Here is a 15,629-nt window from a genome sequence, read left to right on the forward strand (position 1 = left end):
TGTGATTCAGTCCCGCTGCCAATTGCCGCCCAAAAGGTAATAGCCCAGCCAGTAAAATTTCCAGTACCACCACTTGTCGCTCTCGAAGGAGCGGAAGAGAAAGCACACGAGGCCGGTGCTGCCCAGGCGGTAGGGCAGGTAAAAGGGAGAGTAGACCTTGTTTTGTTTCATGCGGTCCAGGATGGCCGCCACCTCCGGCCGGCGCAGCACGGTTTGGCGCAGAGCCCTGCGCCGGGGCTTTGGGGTGGAGAGCACGCCGTAGGCCAGGGTGTGCAGGCAGCGGCGGTAAAGCGGGCCCTGCTGGGCCTGGGGGACACCGTAGACCCTGTCCATATCCCGGATGAGGTCGGTGAACATGGTGAGATGGCTTTCCAAAAAAGGCTGCGGGCGGTTGCTGACGCTGGCCTCGTTGCCGGTTTCGTAGTAGTAGAGCGGCTGCTCGAGATACCACACCCCCGCCTTGGGGTAAAGGGTGAACCAGGCATGGCAGTAGGCGTTGACAAAGGGGAGATCGTCGGTGCCGTCCTGGATGGATTCATCAAAAAGGAGACCCTGCGCGTGCAGGAATTCCGTGTTGAACGCCTTGGCCCAGACATAGTGCATCGTGTCGGTGCGGTAAAAAAGGCCCATCTCCTGCCGGGCATACCGCCGGTGTGGCCCCGAGGGGCCGGGGGCCATCCCGGCCCAGACATCGTGGAATTTCCAAGTGACCAAGTCGCTGCCGGCCTGGGCCAGGGCGGCAAAGATCGCCTCGAGGGCGTAGGGGCTGAGGCGGTCGTCCTGGTCTAAAAAGAGCAGCCAGCGGCCCCTGGCCTCGCGGATGCCGAAGTTGCGGGCGCTGGTGACCCCGCCGTTGAAGGTGTGGATCACCCGGATACGCCCATCGGCCAGGGCCAGCGCGTCGCACAGCTTGCCGCTGGCGTCCGGGCTGCCGTCGTCGACCAGGAGGTGCTCGTAGTCGACGAAGGTCTGGGCCAGGAGGCTTTTGACGCAGCCCTCTAAAAAATCGAGGCCCTTATAGACCGGGGTCACCACGGTGAAAAAGGGGCGGTCGGCGGGCATGGCGCTCATCCTTTCTTCCAGCCGGTCAGAGCGGCCAGGGTGTTTTGGTAGTATTGCCCCGCGCTGAAACGGGCCGCAGCAGCGATGCCCGCCCGGCTCATGCGGGCGCGGCGGGTGGGGTCGGCCTGGAGATCCAGGATGGCCTGGGCCAGGGTTTGGGCAAGGGGGGGCACCCCCGGCTGAGGGAGGAGCTGCCCCTCCTTGTAAATCTCGCTGCGATCCACAAGGATCGCCCCGCTGCCCGACAGGTATTCCGGCATGCCGCCCGAGCGGGTGGCGATGACCGGGCAGCCGCAGGCCATGGCCTCGATGGCGGTGATGCCCGCGGGTTCCTCCCACAGGGCGGGGAAACAGGCGGCGTCTGCCATGCGGTAATAGGCGGGTAACCGGTCGTTGGGTACAAAGCCGGTAAATTGGACCCGCCCTCCCAGCGCGGCGGCCTGCCGCCCCAGCTGCTCCAGGAAGGGGGAGGCGGCCTGGGCCCCGAAAAAGGGGCTGCCCACCACCAGCAGCTTGACCGAGGGGTCGGGGATGCGCCCGAGAGCGGCGATGAGCTGGTGGACACCCTTTTCCGGGCAGGTGCGCCCGCAGAACAGCAGGACAAAGTCTGTGCCGGCGAGGCCAAGGTCCGCCCGCAGGGCGCGGCGCTCGGCTTGCGCTTCAGCGGGGGGCAAGGGGCGGAAAAGGCCGGTGTCGACGCAGTTGGGCACCAGCGCCGCGCTTTCGGGAGAGGAGCGGCTGGCAGAGAGCCAGGCGCCGCGCACGTGCTCGCTGATGGCAATGGCTTTGGAATAAATGGAATCGAGCACAGGACCGCCGGGGGTGACCCCGTGCAGGTGGGCGACGAACTTTTCCCGGCCCAGGGCCCGGCTGGCCTGCTGCCAGCCGGTGAGATCGCCCCCCTCGCCGATGTAAAAATCGGCGGCGAGGCGCTTTAAAAAGGGCAGGGGAGCGGCATACCACCGGTTCCAGTGGATGGGACGGCCGCAGAGCCCGGAGAGCCGGGAGCACAGGCTGTGAAAAAGATTGCGCTGGGGCGGGGCCTGGTAGAAAAAGAGGGTGTGAGACAGGGCTGCGGCCTGTGCGGCGGCCGCAGCATCCCACTGGCAGATCACCGCCAGCTCCAGCCCCTGCGAGATCTGGTTTTGGCGGGCCAGGTGCTGGGCCAGGGTCTCCACCGCGCCCCCCTGCACAGCGGGCACCGGCAGGCCGGGGGGCAGCAGCAGTGCGACCCGGGGCTGTTCGGTTTTAGGGGGCAGGGGAAGCGCGCGCAGCGCCCAGCGCCGGGCGCTGAGGGTTTCGGGGAGGGAAAGGCCGCCGAAGCGCCGGAGTAGGGGCAGCAGCTGCCGCATTTCGGCCTGGACCGTGTGCCAGCGGGCCGCAAGAGGCCAGGTGAGGGGCGCGGCCAGAGCCTGGGCACACAGCGCCAGGTACCGCCGCCAGCAGCCCGCCAGAGCCTGGCGGACAAGCGGAGCGCCCAGCTCCTTTTCGGCAAAAAAACGGCACCAGGCGGCGTGGGCGCTGACCCCGTCGAAATGGGCGGGGCGCAGCTCTGTGCGGCAGATGCTGCCCTGGCGCAGCCGGTAGAAATAGAGAGGCTTGTCCACGCAGGCCACCGTTTTGGCCGACCAGAAGAGAAGGTGAGCCACCGCGTCGTCCTCGTGCAGCATGCCTTCGGGGTAGCGCAGGGTGCGCCACAGCTCGGCCTTGTAGAGCTTGTTCCAGGCCACGGTGTAACAGGTGGAGCCCGGCCCGAAAAAGTGGGACAGGAGTTCCTTGCCGGGGAAAACGCCGGGGCCATCCGGCCGGGTGAGGGCGGGAGGAAGCAGGGGCTCGCCCTGCTCGCTGACGTCCTGCACCGCACAGAGGGCCATATCGGCCCCTGTTTCGGCGCAGGAGGCGTACAGCTGCTCTAAATAGTCCGGATGGACGAGATCGTCGGAGTCGACAAAGGCGATATAGGCCCCCCGGGCGATGGCAAGACCGCTGTTGCGGGCAGCGGAGAGCCCGCCGTTTGGCCGGTGGATCACCCGCACCCGGGGATCTTGGGCCGCTGCCGCGTCGCAGAGGGCGCCGCAGCCGTCCGGGCTGCCGTCATCCACCAGGATCAGCTCAAAATCCGTGAAAGTTTGGGCAAAAAGGCTGGCGAGGCAGGCGGGAAAATAGGCCTCAACCCCGTAGACCGGCACGATCACGCTGACGAGGGGGGCAGAGCCCTTTGGCTGGGTCATGGTGTGCCTCCTTTTTCTGCGGCCAGGGCGCCGCGGACGGCGGCGAGCCTGTAGCACAGGGCGGGGCTGGCCGTGAAAAGCACCGCCCGCAGCTTTTCAAAGCCGGGCACATGGGGGCAGCGCAGGATGCGCCCCAGCAGCGCGTTCAGCTTTTTTTTGTGGGCGGAAAAGCCTGCCGCCAGCGCGGGCGAGAGCGGCCCCGCCTGCCGCGCGTGCACGTAAAACAGGTAAAACACCTGCCAGTACCGGGCCACCGACCAGGCGGCGAGATCCCCGCAGCCGGGCCTGCGGGCGAAAAAGTCCACCCAATCGCCGTAGAGGCGAAGATCGTCGAGCTTTTTGGGGGAGAAGGCCCCCGCCGTCATGCTGCCCGCCCGGACCCGGTAGCGATAGAGGGGCTCGTTGGAGCACACAATTTGATGGCCGGCGTAGATGCGGGGCATAATGTTAGCGTCGTCGCCGTAGAACATGGTCTCGTCGTGGCGCACACTCTGGAACAGGCGCGCGTCGTAGAGCTTGTTCCAGGTGACCATGGAGTACATGCCCCCGTCCCGAAACACATCGTAGAACTGGCGCAGGGCGTCCTGCCTGCCCAAAAGGTCCGGCGCGAGGGCCACGGTGCGGTCGATGGGGCTGCCGTTTTCATCGATGCAGGCCGCGCCGCAGGCCGCCAGGGGGCAGCCACTTTCGGTGAGCATGGTGTAGAGGGTTTGCAAAAAGTCGGGGCGCAGGAGATCGTCGGAGTCCACATAGCTGATGTACCGGCCGCGGGCCGCGTCCAGCCCGGCGTTGGCCGCGCTGGCGGGACCGCCGTTGGGCTTGTGGATGACCCGGATGCGTGCGTCCTGCAGGGCGAGGGCGTCGCACAGCTCGCCACAGCCGTTGGGGCTACCGTCGTCCACCAGGATGAGCTCGAAATCCGCAAAGGTCTGGGCCAAAATGCTGGCCACAGTGACGGGCAGATATTCTTTTGCATCGTATACGGTGGTGATGATGCTGATGGTGGGCATAAAAGGCCTCCTTTAGGGGCAGCTGCGGCCGCGCAGGCGGCACAGGGCGGCGAGGGCCCCCGCCAGGCGAAGCCGCACGCAGGCGCCGTAGAAAGCGCGCGGCGCGGCGCTGTAGTTCTGTTTGACCCAGGCCAGCACGGCGGCCCGGCAGTGAGCGGGCCCGAGGGCCCGGGAAAAGAGCGCACGGTATTGGGAAAATGTGAGCTTGCCGGGCCGGCCCAGCAGCAGGGCGCACTGGGCGGCGGCCACGTTGCCCTGCCGCAGGCGCAGAAGGGCGGCTGCTTCTTCGCCGTTCAGACCGCAGGCAAACAAAAAGCCCAGCACGGCGGGGCGGGTATAGACCTCCGCGTCCAAAAGATCGGTGCGCAGGCGGCGGGAGAGGCTGCCGTCCGCCGTGTCGTTGTAGAGGTAGTAGGGGGTGGGGTCGAAAAAGACCGCCCCGCACCTTGCCAGCACCTGCATGTTGAACTGAAGATCCTCGTTGATCCGAAGCGCCGGGTCAAAGCGGAGGCCCCGCAGCAGAGAGGCGCGGTAGATCTTGTTGTAAAGGGCGGCGAAGAGGCCGGTCTTCACGAGATAATAAGGAAAGTCCGCCCGCAGCGAGGCAAGGCCAGGAACGGGCCCGGCGGGCAGGCGGTCCCGCGGCAGGCCGCCCGGCCCGGCAATGCCGAAGAAAAAGAGGTCGGCATGGGAGAGGTGGGGCAGTGCCGCGCTGTAGAGGCCGGGAAGAAGCTGGTCATCGGCGTCGACAAACTGGATGTAGCGCCCCCGGGCGGCGGCGAGACCCGCGTTGCGGGCGGCGGAGGCGCCGCCGTTTGGCTGGTGCAGCGCCCGCACCCGGGCGTCCGCGGCGGCCAGCGCGTCGCAGAGGGCGGCGCAGCCGTCGGTGCTGCCGTCGTCCACCAGGAGAAGTTCGGAATCCTGGGGCAGCTGGTTCAGAATGCTGGCCGCGCACACGTTCAGGGTGGCCGCCGCGTTGTAGACCGGCACGATGACGCTGAGGAGAAACTCACCCATGCTTTACACCCCTTGCCAGCCTGTTCCACACAAGCCCCAGGCACCGGCCCACAAAATAGAATGGGAAGGCCAGCTTGACGCCCAGGGGCAGGCGCCGCATCTGCCGCAGGAAGGGCGCAAGGCCCCCGTATTTTACCCGGTCGATGAAGGGGTAAAAGCTGCCCGCAAGAAGGCACCGGCCGAAATGGTATTTGCCCGCCCAGTAAGCGCGGCTGGCGAGGACGGTGTCGAGAAAGTCGGCGTATTTTTGCACGCCGCTTTGGCTGCCGTTGTAGTTTTGGTGGGAAGGGTCGGAGCCGGCCACCCGGTAGGCGGCCAGGGGCTCGTTCAGCACAAACACCGGCCCGGCGTTGAGATAGAGCATGCAGAGCGCGAAATCGGCAATGCTGCGGTTGGCGGTGACATAGGCTTCCCGCGCCGGGTCGGGCGTGCGGAAGATGTTTTTGGCCAGACAGGCCGTGCAGGAATAGGTGACGCCCCGCAAAAAGAGCGCGGGCGTGGCGTTTTGGCCCAGGATGCGCGGGTCGGAGGGAAGGGTGCCGTAGGTGTTACCCGCGTCGTCGGTGAGGAGGAGGGTGTGGCTGACCGCCGCATATTTCGGGTGGGCGCGCAGGAAATCGACCTGCTTTTGCAGCTTGTGCTCGCTGAGCCACCAGTCGTCGCCTTCAAGCGTGCAGACATATTCGCCCCGGGCGGCGGAGAGGCCCTCGTACCAGTTGCGGCTGATGCCCACATTCCTGCTGCGCAGGTGCAGGCGGATGAGATCGGGATAGCGGGCGGCGTATTGCCGGAGGATGGCGCGCGTGCCGTCGGAGCCGCAGTCCTCGCTGACGTAGATTTCGAACGGGAAATCGGTGCGCTGGACGAGCACGCTGTCCAGCGCCCTGGCGATGTATTTTTCCTGGTTGTAGGTGGTGACCAGCACGGTCACCAGCGGCGCTTGGCCCATGGCGCGTCACCTCGCTTTTTGTGATCTCAGAGTCCGGCCAGCGCCTGCCGGCAGATGGCCAGCAGCTGCGCCGCGATGGCGGGACCATCGTGGTCGGCCAGGGCGCGGGTGCGGGCGGCGGCGGCCAGCGCGTCGGCCCGGGCGGGGTCTGCCCAGAGCCCGGCGAGAGCCGCGGCCAGTGCGCCGGGGGCCGAAGGGTTGAACAGGACGCCCTCGGCGCCACTTTCCAGCAGGCTGGGAACGCCCCCCACCGCGCTGGCCGCGCAGGGCATGCCCAGAAGCATGGCCTCGCCCAGGGAGTTGGGGCTGTTTTCAATGCTGCTGCAGAGAAGATAGGTCTCGCTTTTGAGAAATTCCTCCCGCATGGCGTCCGCGCCGAGCACACCGGTATAATGGATCCGGTCCGCCACCCCGAGCTTTTCAGCCAGGGCGGCCAGATAGCCCGGATACTCGGCCAGCCAGCGCATGGCCGGGCGAAGCAGGGGGCCTTTGTCCGGCGGAGGCCAGCCCGCTACAAAGAGGGCGGCGTCGGGAAAATCCGGCAAAAGTGCGGGCAGGGCCTCGATGGCCCGGTGCAGCCCCTTGAGCGGAAGGTTGCCCTGGCTGACAAAAATGCGGTGGGGGATGCACCCCTGCCGCCGCCAGCCGCCCGCGTAAAAGGGCTGGCGCAGGATCTCACCCAGGGGGTAATACCGCGCGGCCGGGGCGTGCTGCTCACAGTAGGCTTTGTCCCACCCGGTGCGGCCCAGCACATGACGGGCGAGAGCCAGCACCTGCTTTTCCCGCTCACCACGGGCGGTGAGCCGCGCGGCCAGCTGGCGCACGGTGGCCCCGCCGGTGCGGGCCGCCAGCGCCTCTTTGAGGGGCTGGCGGCGCAGAAAACGCGGGGGCAGGCCATCGGCCATGTGGGCGCCGCAGGGGCCGGCGAGGCCCTGGATGTAGACCAGGATGCGGGCGGGGTCGAAGCTTTGGAGCACCCAGAGCGCGTGCTCGCTTTCGGTGCCGAAGAGCAGCACAAGATCCGGCTGATCCTCGGCCAGGGCCCGGGCGAGGACCGCCCTGCCCCCGGCCGCGGGCAGGGCGAGATACGCCGTGCCGCCGATGATCCGGCGCTGGGCTTTGGTCACATGGGGGGTATAGCCGCAGAGTGTGAGCTGCGGCGCACCCGGCAGGGCTGCCAGCTGGGCACGCAGGGCCTGCACCCAGCTGCCGCTGGCCTGCGCGGGCAGGCCCAGGGCCTGGGACAGCTCCGGGGGCAAAAAGTTGAGCATCCAAAAAAGCTTCATGGGGCTTGTCCTTTCCGCCTTTAAAACAGAGTCTTGCCCAAAAGAGGGGGAGGAAACAAATGCTGAGGGGCGATACAGATAATACTATACCAAAACAGGGACATATTTGCAATAAAACGACGGCCAGGCGGCGCGAAAGAAGACCGGCGCCCCCGCGGAAAGATACCCGCGGGAACGCCGGCGAAAGGGTTTAGGGCCGGGAGGCATCTCTGTGCGCAAGGGCAAGCAGAGATGCCAGGGCCAGCAGCAGGAGCAGAGGCGTGAAGTTGAAGGCGTAGCGGGCCTTGGTCTCCCAGAAGCTCAAAAAGAGCACAAGGCCCAGAACACACAGGCGGGCAAGCGTCAGAGGACCCGGGGAGGCGTTTTTTACCGCCGCCAGCGCCGCGCCGGCCACAAGGAGCAGCTGGAGCATGTAGAGGTAGGCCTGGCAGTAATAGACAAGGGGCATGTAGCCCGGCTGCCCTTCGAGAATAAAGCGGTGGGTCCAGTTGGCGCGCTGGGGGGTAGCCAAAAATTGCTGTGCGTCGTAGAGGCCGTCCCCCCAGGTGATGGCGGCCTTTTTTGTGAGAAATTCACCCAATTGAGAGGGGGAATAAGAGCGGTAATTCCGCCAGAGCCGCTCGCTGAGCAGCGCCTTGCGCTGGGCGAGGGTGGGCACGCTCATGGCGGCTTCGTAATCGGCCTGGGAATAGTTGCCCTCATCATGGCTGCCGTAGCAAAACCAGAGGGTGAGAGGCAGGCCCAAGGCATCTTCTTCGGTCCAGTCGATAAACCCGAGGCGCTGCCAGGCGCGGTAGCTGCCAAAAAAAAGGGCGAAACAGAGCACAAGGGCAAGCGCCCCCTTGGCTGCCTGGCGCACCCTTTTTTCCAAAAACAGCTGGATGACGAGGGCCGCCACCACCACCACCACGCTGCCCTTGACCGCGTAGCCCAAAAAGGCGGCGGCAGCCATGCCAGCCAGCAGCGCCAGCCGGCGGCCGGGCCGCGCCTCGGCCCGGTAATAGGTCCATGCCAGCAGCGCCAGCAGCGCGAAGGGAAGCGAGAGGGTATCGGAGTAAAAAGTGGGGGCATAGAGCACGAAAGGAGCAAACCCGGCACAGAGCAGGAAAGCGAGGGCCACCGCGCCGTTGGAATGGAACAGCCGCCGGGCCAACAGGCAGACCAATGCCACCGAGCCAAGGATGGCCAGCGCGTTCAGGGCGATGCCCGGCGCCACGCCCGAGAGGTCCGTGCCCGGAGCAAAGCCGAAAAGACTTGCCAGCCTGTACCAGCCGCCCAGCACCAACGCGAGGCCCAGGTTGTTGTTGCAGATCACATAGTAGGCGTTCCACACACCGAAGCGGCCGTTTTCCAGCAGATCCGGGAGGGTGTGCAGCACAGCCTCGAGATCCATGATGGGCACGACGGCCAGAAGCCATGCGAACCAGCAGAAGAGGACCGTGTACAGCGAGAAGACAATGCCGAAGCCCAGACGGAACGCCTTTGGGGCCAGGCGGTCGAGCCGGGGCACGGCGAATTTTGCCAACAGAAAAAAGACGGCGGCGAGCACGAGCCCCGCCGCCAGCGCGGCGGCCCCGTTGTGCCGCCAGCGCAGCACGCTGTTTAAAAACAGCCAGCCCCACAAAAGGGAAAACCCGATGTGGAAAACCCGGTGCAATGTTTTCGCCAAGGGCGGCGCCCCCTTTCAGAGTGCTTTTTGGGAGAAGTCAGGGTGCGGTGAGCACGCGCTCGAACAAGGCGGCCGCGTGCTCCGGTGTGTTTTCGGGATAGAGCCGCGCCGCCTCGGTAAAGGGCAGGCGCCGGCGGCCTTTTTGCTGCAAAAAAGAGCGCACCCGTGCCAGCACGGGCTCAGTGAGGCCTTCGGATTCCTGCACCACACAGGCCAGGGGCCATTTTTTGAGATAGGGCAGGCAGGGATCGCTTGCCAGCTTTGCCAGGTGCAGGATGGGCTTGCCCGACGCCAAGTATTCAAACAGCTTGCTGGGCACCTGATTGTCGACCCCATTGCCCAGGCTGAGCAGGACATCGGCGTTTGCGACGGCCTCGGCGGCCCGGGCGGGCGGGACGGGACCGGCCACAGCGAGCCGGTCGCCCAGCAGTTCCTGATACGGCGGGAGCAGGGACGGGGGATAGTTCTGCCACCCGCCCCCCAGAAAGGTGAGCAGGAGATCGGGCGCGTTGAGGGCCGCGAAGAGCTGCAGCGCAAAGTGCGGGGTGCGCAGCTGGGGATACAGGCTGCCGGCAAAGACACAGCGCAGCGCAGTGCCTGGCGAAGAGGTGCTGGGGAACGCCACGGGAGGGGTGAGGCCGGGAAAATCCAGCGTCTGCACGCGGCCCGCCAGCGCATAGAGGGGCGCGCCGGGCGCAAAATCGGCATTGGCGGTGGGGGCGGCAAAAATGCAGTCCATCGCCAGGCCCAATTCCAGCTCTTTTTCCCAGGCGCCGGGAGCGGCGTAGCTGCGGTTGGCGGCGTAGGGGTCCATCTGCCAGCTGGCCTTGCGGCCACCAAAGGCGGCGCCCGCCAGGGCAAAGCTGCCCGCATAGGGGGCGGCGACCGCCACGGCGGCATCGTAATGATAAAGGAGGTCCAGCCGTTCGATCTCACGGCGGGCTGCCGACACCCGACGGGGGCGTTTGAGGGGGAGCTGCCGCACGGCGGCGAGGACAGCGGAGGGATGGCGCGTGAGGCGCGCGAGGCGCAGGGGCAGCGGTGAGCCGCCCGCACGGCCGAATTCCAGTGCGCGATTCATCTCGCGCTCGTCGGCAAAGGCGAGGCGGAACTGCCGGCAGCCGGGAGCCGCGGGGGGCGGGGTCTCGCCGTCCCACAGTTCCAGAAGGTCCACCGCGTGCCCCTTCCGCGCGAGGCAGGCGGCCACCCGCCGCGCAAGCACAGGGTTGGGGGCGAGGGGATATTCCACACTGTCGAGAATGAATAAAAATTTCATGATGTTCCTCAGGGGGCGTGTTCACCGCCGGTCGGTGAGCAGAGCCCGGCACAAAAAGGCGTAGGCGGGCGTGCAGCCGCAGGCCGCCAGGGCGGCGAGTTTGAGCGCCGGGGCCAACTGGGGCATACCCAGCGCGGCGCGAAGGCCGGAGCGCAGCTCTTTTTGCAGGCCTTTGTGCAGAGCGGCGAAGGGGCGGGGGCGCGGCTGACGGAGGATCATGCTGTCGAGATAGAGAAGCTTTTCGTAGTAAAAGGCCTCGGCGGAGCGTTCCAGCGCGGTGCCCTGGGCATCCTGCCGGATAAAGGAGGCCACCCACTGCTGCTCGGTGAGAAAAGCGGCCTCCAAGGGCCGATGGGTGATGCTGGCGGGATGCTGGCGGTAAAAATAGCCGCCCAGGTCGGTCAGGGCAAGACCCGCCGCGTTTTTGAGCAGCAGCCAGTTGAGATAGAGGTCCTCGTTGTATTTTACCGGGCAGGAGAAGGGTACGCCGGCAAAAAGCGAGCGGTGGTAGAGCTTGTTGCACAGGCTGTATTCCACCTGCTTGTTATGCAAAAGCGCCCGCAGGTGGGCAGGCGCCGGAAAGGACTGAAGCACGCCCGCGCCGGGATCGGGCGCGGGAGGAGCGCCGGTGAAAGGGACCACCCGGCAGGCCGCGGCGGGCAGGGCGGCGGCGAGGCAGGCTTCCACAAGGGTCTGGACGAAGCGCGGGTGAAGAAGGTCGTCGCCGTCGACAAACAAGACATATTCGCCCTTTGCGGCGGCGAGACCTTTGGCCCGGCCGCCCGTGCTGCCGAGATTTTTGCCGTGCAGCACCGAAAAGCGCGGATCGGTTGAGGCAAAGGCGTCGCATCCAGCGCCCGCGCCGTCGGTGCTGCCGTTGTTGATCACCACGGCTTCCAGAGCGGGCCAGGTTTGGGAGGCCACGCTCTCGAGGCAGGGTAAAAGGTAGGGGCCGGCGTTGTGGACCAGGATCACCGCCGTGACGAGGGGATGTTCCATAGAGCTCTCCTTTTTCGGGGACCGGTGCGTTTTACGTTCGGACGGGCTGCCAATGGTCGAGATAAAATTGCTGCAGCCAGGCGGCGGTGACCCGGATATCGTACCCGGCGGCCTGGATGGCGGCAAGGGGGGCGACGCGGCCCTGACGGCCCGCCCCGGCCGCGGCGAGGGCGGCCTCGGCCCAGCGCCCGGGCGCATCGCTGAGACTCAGCATCTGCACCAGAGGCGTGATGCACACCTCCGGGGTGATGGCGGCGCTGGCCAGCACGGGCAGGCCGGAGGCCTGCGCCTCGATGAGGGTGACGGGCAGGCCCTCGTGCAGGGAGGGGAACAAAAAGCAGTCCATGGCCTGCAGGAGGCGCGGAACATCCTGCCGCGCGCCCAGAAACTGCACCTTGCCCCCGAGGCCCAGGGCTTCGGCCCGGCGGCGCATTTCATCCTGCAGGGGACCGGTGCCGGCCAACAGAAGGGAGGATGCGGGCCGGCGGGCGGCGATGGCGGCGAAGATATCCAGCAGCAGCCCGTGATTTTTTTGGGGGGTGAACCGGCCCACATGCCCGAAGACGAGTGTTTCGGGCGAAAGGCCCAGCTCGGCCCGGACGGCCACGCGCGCCGCGGGGTCGGCGGCAAAGCGCCCGGGGTCGATCCCGTTGGGAAGAATGTGGACCCCGGGAGCCATGGGGCCGAACATCCAGTCTGCCGCCGCCCGGCTGCAGGCAAACAGATGGGTGGCGTTGGGCGGCACCATGCGGCCGTAATAATTTTTTACCAGCTGGAAGGCGAGGCCGCCCTCGTTTTGGGTGTTGTGGCTGTGCGCGATGCGCACCGGGACCCCGGCGCGGCGCGCCTGCCGCATGACAAGGCCGCTGAATTTGTCCATATGGCTGTGGACGATGCGGTATTCGGGATGGGCGGCGAGCACCCGGTCAAGCGCGTGGGTATAGGCGAAGGGGCCTTTTTGCGTGATAAAGGGGATCCGGTGGATGACACCGCCGCGGGAGAGGATCTCGGGCTCGTAGACGCCGGGAAAGGAGCTGAGAAAATCGAACTGGACCAGCGCGGTGTCCATATGGCGGTACAGGTTCATGAGAAGGCTCTCGTAACCGCCGTGATCGAGACCTGCCACGCACTGCAAAACGCGGATGGGCGCCATGCACCGCCCTCCTTTCAGCACAAAATTATACAAAACATAGTATACCAAATGGGAGGAGGGTTTGCAATAAAAGTGGGTCCGGAGTGAAAACCACACGGGTGGGAAAAGAAAAAAACACGGCCCCGCCTTTGGGCGGGGCCGTGCGAACGGTGTTTTAAAGATCCACGTAGTTGCGCACCAGCGCCTGAAGGAGATCGTCCCGGTCGACCTTGCGGATGAGGGAGCGGGCGTTTTTGTAGGTGGTGATGTAGGTGGGGTCCTCGGACAGGATGTAGCCCACCAGCTGATTGATGGGGTTATAGCCCTTTTCCTTCAAGGCGTCGTACACTTCCTGCACGATCGAGCGGATCTCCTGATCCCGTTCGTCATAGATGGAAAAGACAGCGGTAGGATCGGACATATGGCAAACCCCCTTGCAAAAATAAGTTTACAAACAGTATACCTGAAATCGCGTTTAAATGCAATACCGCGATGGGTGAAAAGAATGTTGGAAACGGCGTTTTTTGCCGGAGAAAGCAAAGGTGGCGCGGTTTACAAGCGGGATGCCGTGTGCTATACTTACACTGAATTTTTATGCGCTGAAAGAGAGGACCAGAACCGGAATGGACAAGCTGCGTGACATCACAAAAAGGTACGGATTTTGGCTTCTGTGGCTGGCACTGACGGCGGCGCTGCTGGTGCGGGTGCACTACTGCACCGCCGGGGAGGAAGAGGCGTATTTTCTGGCGGAGGCCAACGCGTATTTAAAGGGGCTGGTGCCCATTCAGGAGATGTGGGGCGGGACCTATTTCAGCGCGCTTATTTTTATGCCTCTGGCCGCCGCCTTTCACGCGGTCACCGGCGGATACACCGGCGTGTTTTTGTTTTTGCGCACCTGCTATGTGCTTTTTACCGCGGCGGTGAGCGCGGCGAGCTATGGGATGCTGCGGCGTTTCGCCCCGCCGGTGTGGGCGGGGGCGGCGGCCCTGCTGGGACTTATCTTTACGCCGCTGAACCTGAACACTTTTTCGTATAATTCGATGGCTTTGCATTTTGCCATGCTGTTTGTGCTGGCGGCGCTGTGGGGGGCGAAAGAGAGACGCGCCGCGCCAACAGTGCTGAGCGGTGCTTTTTTTGCGCTGACGGTGCAGGCTTATCCGCCCATGATCGTGCTTGCGGCGGTGTGCCTGGTGCTGCTGCTTTGTTATGAAAAGGGAACGAGAGCCCGGGCGTTCGGCGCTTTTTGCGGCGGCGGCGCAGCGGTGCTGCTGGTTTTCCTGGCGGTGCTGCGGCTGCGGGCGCCCTTTTCGGTCTATCTTCAAAATCTGGACGCGCTGTTTATCCGGGACAGTGTGCACCAAGGGCATGGCGGCCCTGTTTCCACCCTGGTGGCGTGGCTTGCCAGCTGCCGCTACTGGTATGGCACCGCGCCGATTCTGACCGTGGGGGCGCTGTGGCTTGTGACCGCCCTTTTGCGCCGGAGGGTGTGCAGGGGCAGGAAGCTGCCAGGCTGGACCTGGCCCGCGGTGTGGGCCGCCCTGCTGGCGGTGGCGGCCTGGGGGCTTTTGCTGCGGCCCCAGGGGTATATGTATTACAGCAACATGAAGTGGTTCATCCCCGGCCTGTTGTGGCCCGCGGTGCTGTTTGCGGGCTGGCCAAAAAAGAAGGGGCCGGGGCTGGTGCTTTGCCTGACCGGCATGTGCTATGCGGTGGGGATTTTTATCGGCACGGACTTAGGTGTTGTGAACGCCAGCTATGGGTTTTATTTTTGTGTGATAGGAGAGCTGCTGTGGCTCGCCCAAATTGCACCGAAGCCGGGGCGGTGTGCGCTTGCGCGCGGTGCGGCGCTGACCGTTCTGGCGGTGCTGCTGCCGGTGCAGCTTGTTTACATGCGCTTTTGCTATGATTCGTTTGGGAACCCCGCCCGTGCCGCCGTGCGGCTGGAGGAAGGGCCGATGAAAGGGTTGTATGTGGAGCCGGAAAAGGCAAAAGCGTATGAAGGAGTGCTGCGGGATGTGGCGGCGAATGTGCCAGAGGGAATGCGTTTTTTGGTAGTGGACAATCTTCCATACGCCTACCTGTTGGGGAAATATATGCCATGTTCGCCCGCGCCTTGGATCAACGATTTGGGAGATCCGCAATTAGAGCTGTTTTATACCAGAAACCCACGTCTGCTGCCGGAATATGTGCTGGTGGCGGCCGAAGCAACCGGTGCGTTCAACCGTGTGGATACCAGCGCGGAGAGTTTGCCGGAGGGATACTTGAAAGATCTCCTTTTGCAACCGGACACGGAGCGAACAGAAACAACCAGCGGTACAATCTACCATATCTTGCAGGGTTGATAAAGCCGACTATGTTGAGGATGAGCATCAGAATTGTCGAGAATCCAGCCCCGCGCTTTGCTGAAAAAGGAGAAGGGCTTATGCATAGCCACATCAAAAAACTTTTGCAGCCACTACCTATGAATGCGGCTGCATGGACGGCATTTATTACTACGGCGGTGGGAGTGTTGGCGATACTGTTTTGCAGCCCCACCAGCTGGCCGCACGATGATTGGGATATCTCCATGGTGTTGATGGGGCGATTTGGCGAACAGAATGCGATCAATTTTGTGAATATAGCCTTGAGCCGGATCTTTCAGCTGCTGTGTAGGGTGAGCGCAAACATCAATTGGTTTTTTTGGCTGCGCTGGCTGTTCAGCGCCCTGGCCTTTGGGGTGATATTATACGCAGCGCTGATCACGCTGCCGCTGCCGGCCGCGCTGGCTGCGGATGGGGTAATAAAACTTGTATTCTGGCAGGTATGTTTCGTGCAGTGCAACTTTACACGCAACGCGGCGTTATTTGCGGCAGGAGGGCTTGTGCTGCTGACCTTGTTTGCGCGCCGGCAGGCAGGCCGCTGGGCGCTTGCGGGAGGGCTGGTATTATGGGGGATGGGCGCCCTGTGGAGACCCGAAGCGGGAGTTTTGGCCGCCCCGTTTGCGCTGGTAATACTTTTT

At 64.6% G+C, this 15,629-nt stretch carries 13 protein-coding genes; 2 read left to right on the forward strand and 11 right to left on the reverse strand.

Annotation, left to right across the window (positions count from 1 at the left end; all coding sequences use genetic code 11):
- Window positions 1-6: 6 nt before the first annotated feature.
- The 11 genes from ACMLHZ_RS13140 to ACMLHZ_RS13190 all read right to left on the reverse strand — a co-directional run bounded on the left by ACMLHZ_RS13140 (window position 7) and on the right by ACMLHZ_RS13190 (window position 13,052).
- Window positions 7-1,071, reverse strand: a complete 1,065-nt coding sequence (locus ACMLHZ_RS13140; protein ID WP_418668133.1) for a glycosyltransferase family 2 protein — start codon at window positions 1,069-1,071, stop codon at window positions 7-9.
- Complete coding sequence (locus ACMLHZ_RS13145) at window positions 1,068-3,293, reverse strand: glycosyltransferase (RefSeq protein WP_418668134.1); 2,226 nt, start codon at window positions 3,291-3,293, stop codon at window positions 1,068-1,070. The genes ACMLHZ_RS13140 and ACMLHZ_RS13145 overlap by 4 nt, the downstream gene beginning before the upstream one ends.
- Window positions 3,290-4,303 (reverse strand): glycosyltransferase family 2 protein, encoded by a 1,014-nt coding sequence (locus ACMLHZ_RS13150; protein WP_418668135.1) that lies wholly within the window; start codon window positions 4,301-4,303, stop codon window positions 3,290-3,292. Before ACMLHZ_RS13150 ends, ACMLHZ_RS13145 begins: the two co-directional genes overlap by 4 nt.
- A 12-nt stretch (window positions 4,304-4,315) precedes the next feature.
- Complete coding sequence (locus ACMLHZ_RS13155; RefSeq protein WP_418668136.1) at window positions 4,316-5,320, reverse strand: glycosyltransferase; 1,005 nt, start codon at window positions 5,318-5,320, stop codon at window positions 4,316-4,318.
- Window positions 5,313-6,269 carry a glycosyltransferase gene (locus ACMLHZ_RS13160; RefSeq protein ID WP_418668137.1) on the reverse strand — a complete coding sequence of 319 codons (957 nt, stop codon included), beginning with the start codon at window positions 6,267-6,269 and terminating at the stop codon, window positions 5,313-5,315. Before ACMLHZ_RS13160 ends, ACMLHZ_RS13155 begins: the two co-directional genes overlap by 8 nt.
- Before the next feature lie 26 nt (window positions 6,270-6,295).
- Window positions 6,296-7,555 (reverse strand): glycosyltransferase family 4 protein, encoded by a 1,260-nt coding sequence (locus ACMLHZ_RS13165; protein WP_418668138.1) that lies wholly within the window; start codon window positions 7,553-7,555, stop codon window positions 6,296-6,298.
- Window positions 7,556-7,745: 190 nt separating this feature from the next.
- Window positions 7,746-9,224, reverse strand: coding sequence for a glycosyltransferase family 39 protein (locus ACMLHZ_RS13170; protein WP_418668139.1), 1,479 nt, complete (start codon window positions 9,222-9,224; stop codon window positions 7,746-7,748).
- Between the two features lie 37 nt (window positions 9,225-9,261).
- Window positions 9,262-10,500, reverse strand: a complete 1,239-nt coding sequence (locus tag ACMLHZ_RS13175) for a hypothetical protein (protein ID WP_418668140.1) — start codon at window positions 10,498-10,500, stop codon at window positions 9,262-9,264.
- 21 nt (window positions 10,501-10,521) lie between these two features.
- On the reverse strand, window positions 10,522-11,499 hold the full coding sequence (locus ACMLHZ_RS13180; RefSeq protein ID WP_418668141.1) for a glycosyltransferase family 2 protein: 978 nt from the start codon (window positions 11,497-11,499) through the stop codon (window positions 10,522-10,524).
- A gap of 31 nt (window positions 11,500-11,530) precedes the next feature.
- Window positions 11,531-12,652, reverse strand: a complete 1,122-nt coding sequence (locus tag ACMLHZ_RS13185; RefSeq protein ID WP_418668142.1) for a glycosyltransferase family 1 protein — start codon at window positions 12,650-12,652, stop codon at window positions 11,531-11,533.
- Window positions 12,653-12,806: 154 nt separating this feature from the next.
- Window positions 12,807-13,052 (reverse strand): IreB family regulatory phosphoprotein, encoded by a 246-nt coding sequence (locus ACMLHZ_RS13190; RefSeq protein WP_177562961.1) that lies wholly within the window; start codon window positions 13,050-13,052, stop codon window positions 12,807-12,809.
- Between the two features lie 202 nt (window positions 13,053-13,254).
- Between ACMLHZ_RS13190 and ACMLHZ_RS13195 the strand changes: the two genes are divergently transcribed.
- Together ACMLHZ_RS13195 and ACMLHZ_RS13200 are read left to right on the forward strand one after the other, a co-directional pair.
- The gene (locus ACMLHZ_RS13195) at window positions 13,255-14,973 is read left to right on the forward strand and encodes a hypothetical protein (protein ID WP_418668143.1); all 1,719 of its coding nucleotides are present in this window, start codon (window positions 13,255-13,257) and stop codon (window positions 14,971-14,973) included.
- 20 nt (window positions 14,974-14,993) lie between these two features.
- Window positions 14,994-15,629, forward strand: a 636-nt coding sequence (locus tag ACMLHZ_RS13200; protein WP_418668144.1) for a hypothetical protein, incomplete at its 3' end; no start/stop codon positions are given.

Origin of the sequence: Allofournierella sp. (assembly GCF_048388525.1) — a bacterium.
GTDB lineage: Bacteria > Bacillota > Clostridia > Oscillospirales > Ruminococcaceae > BQOK01.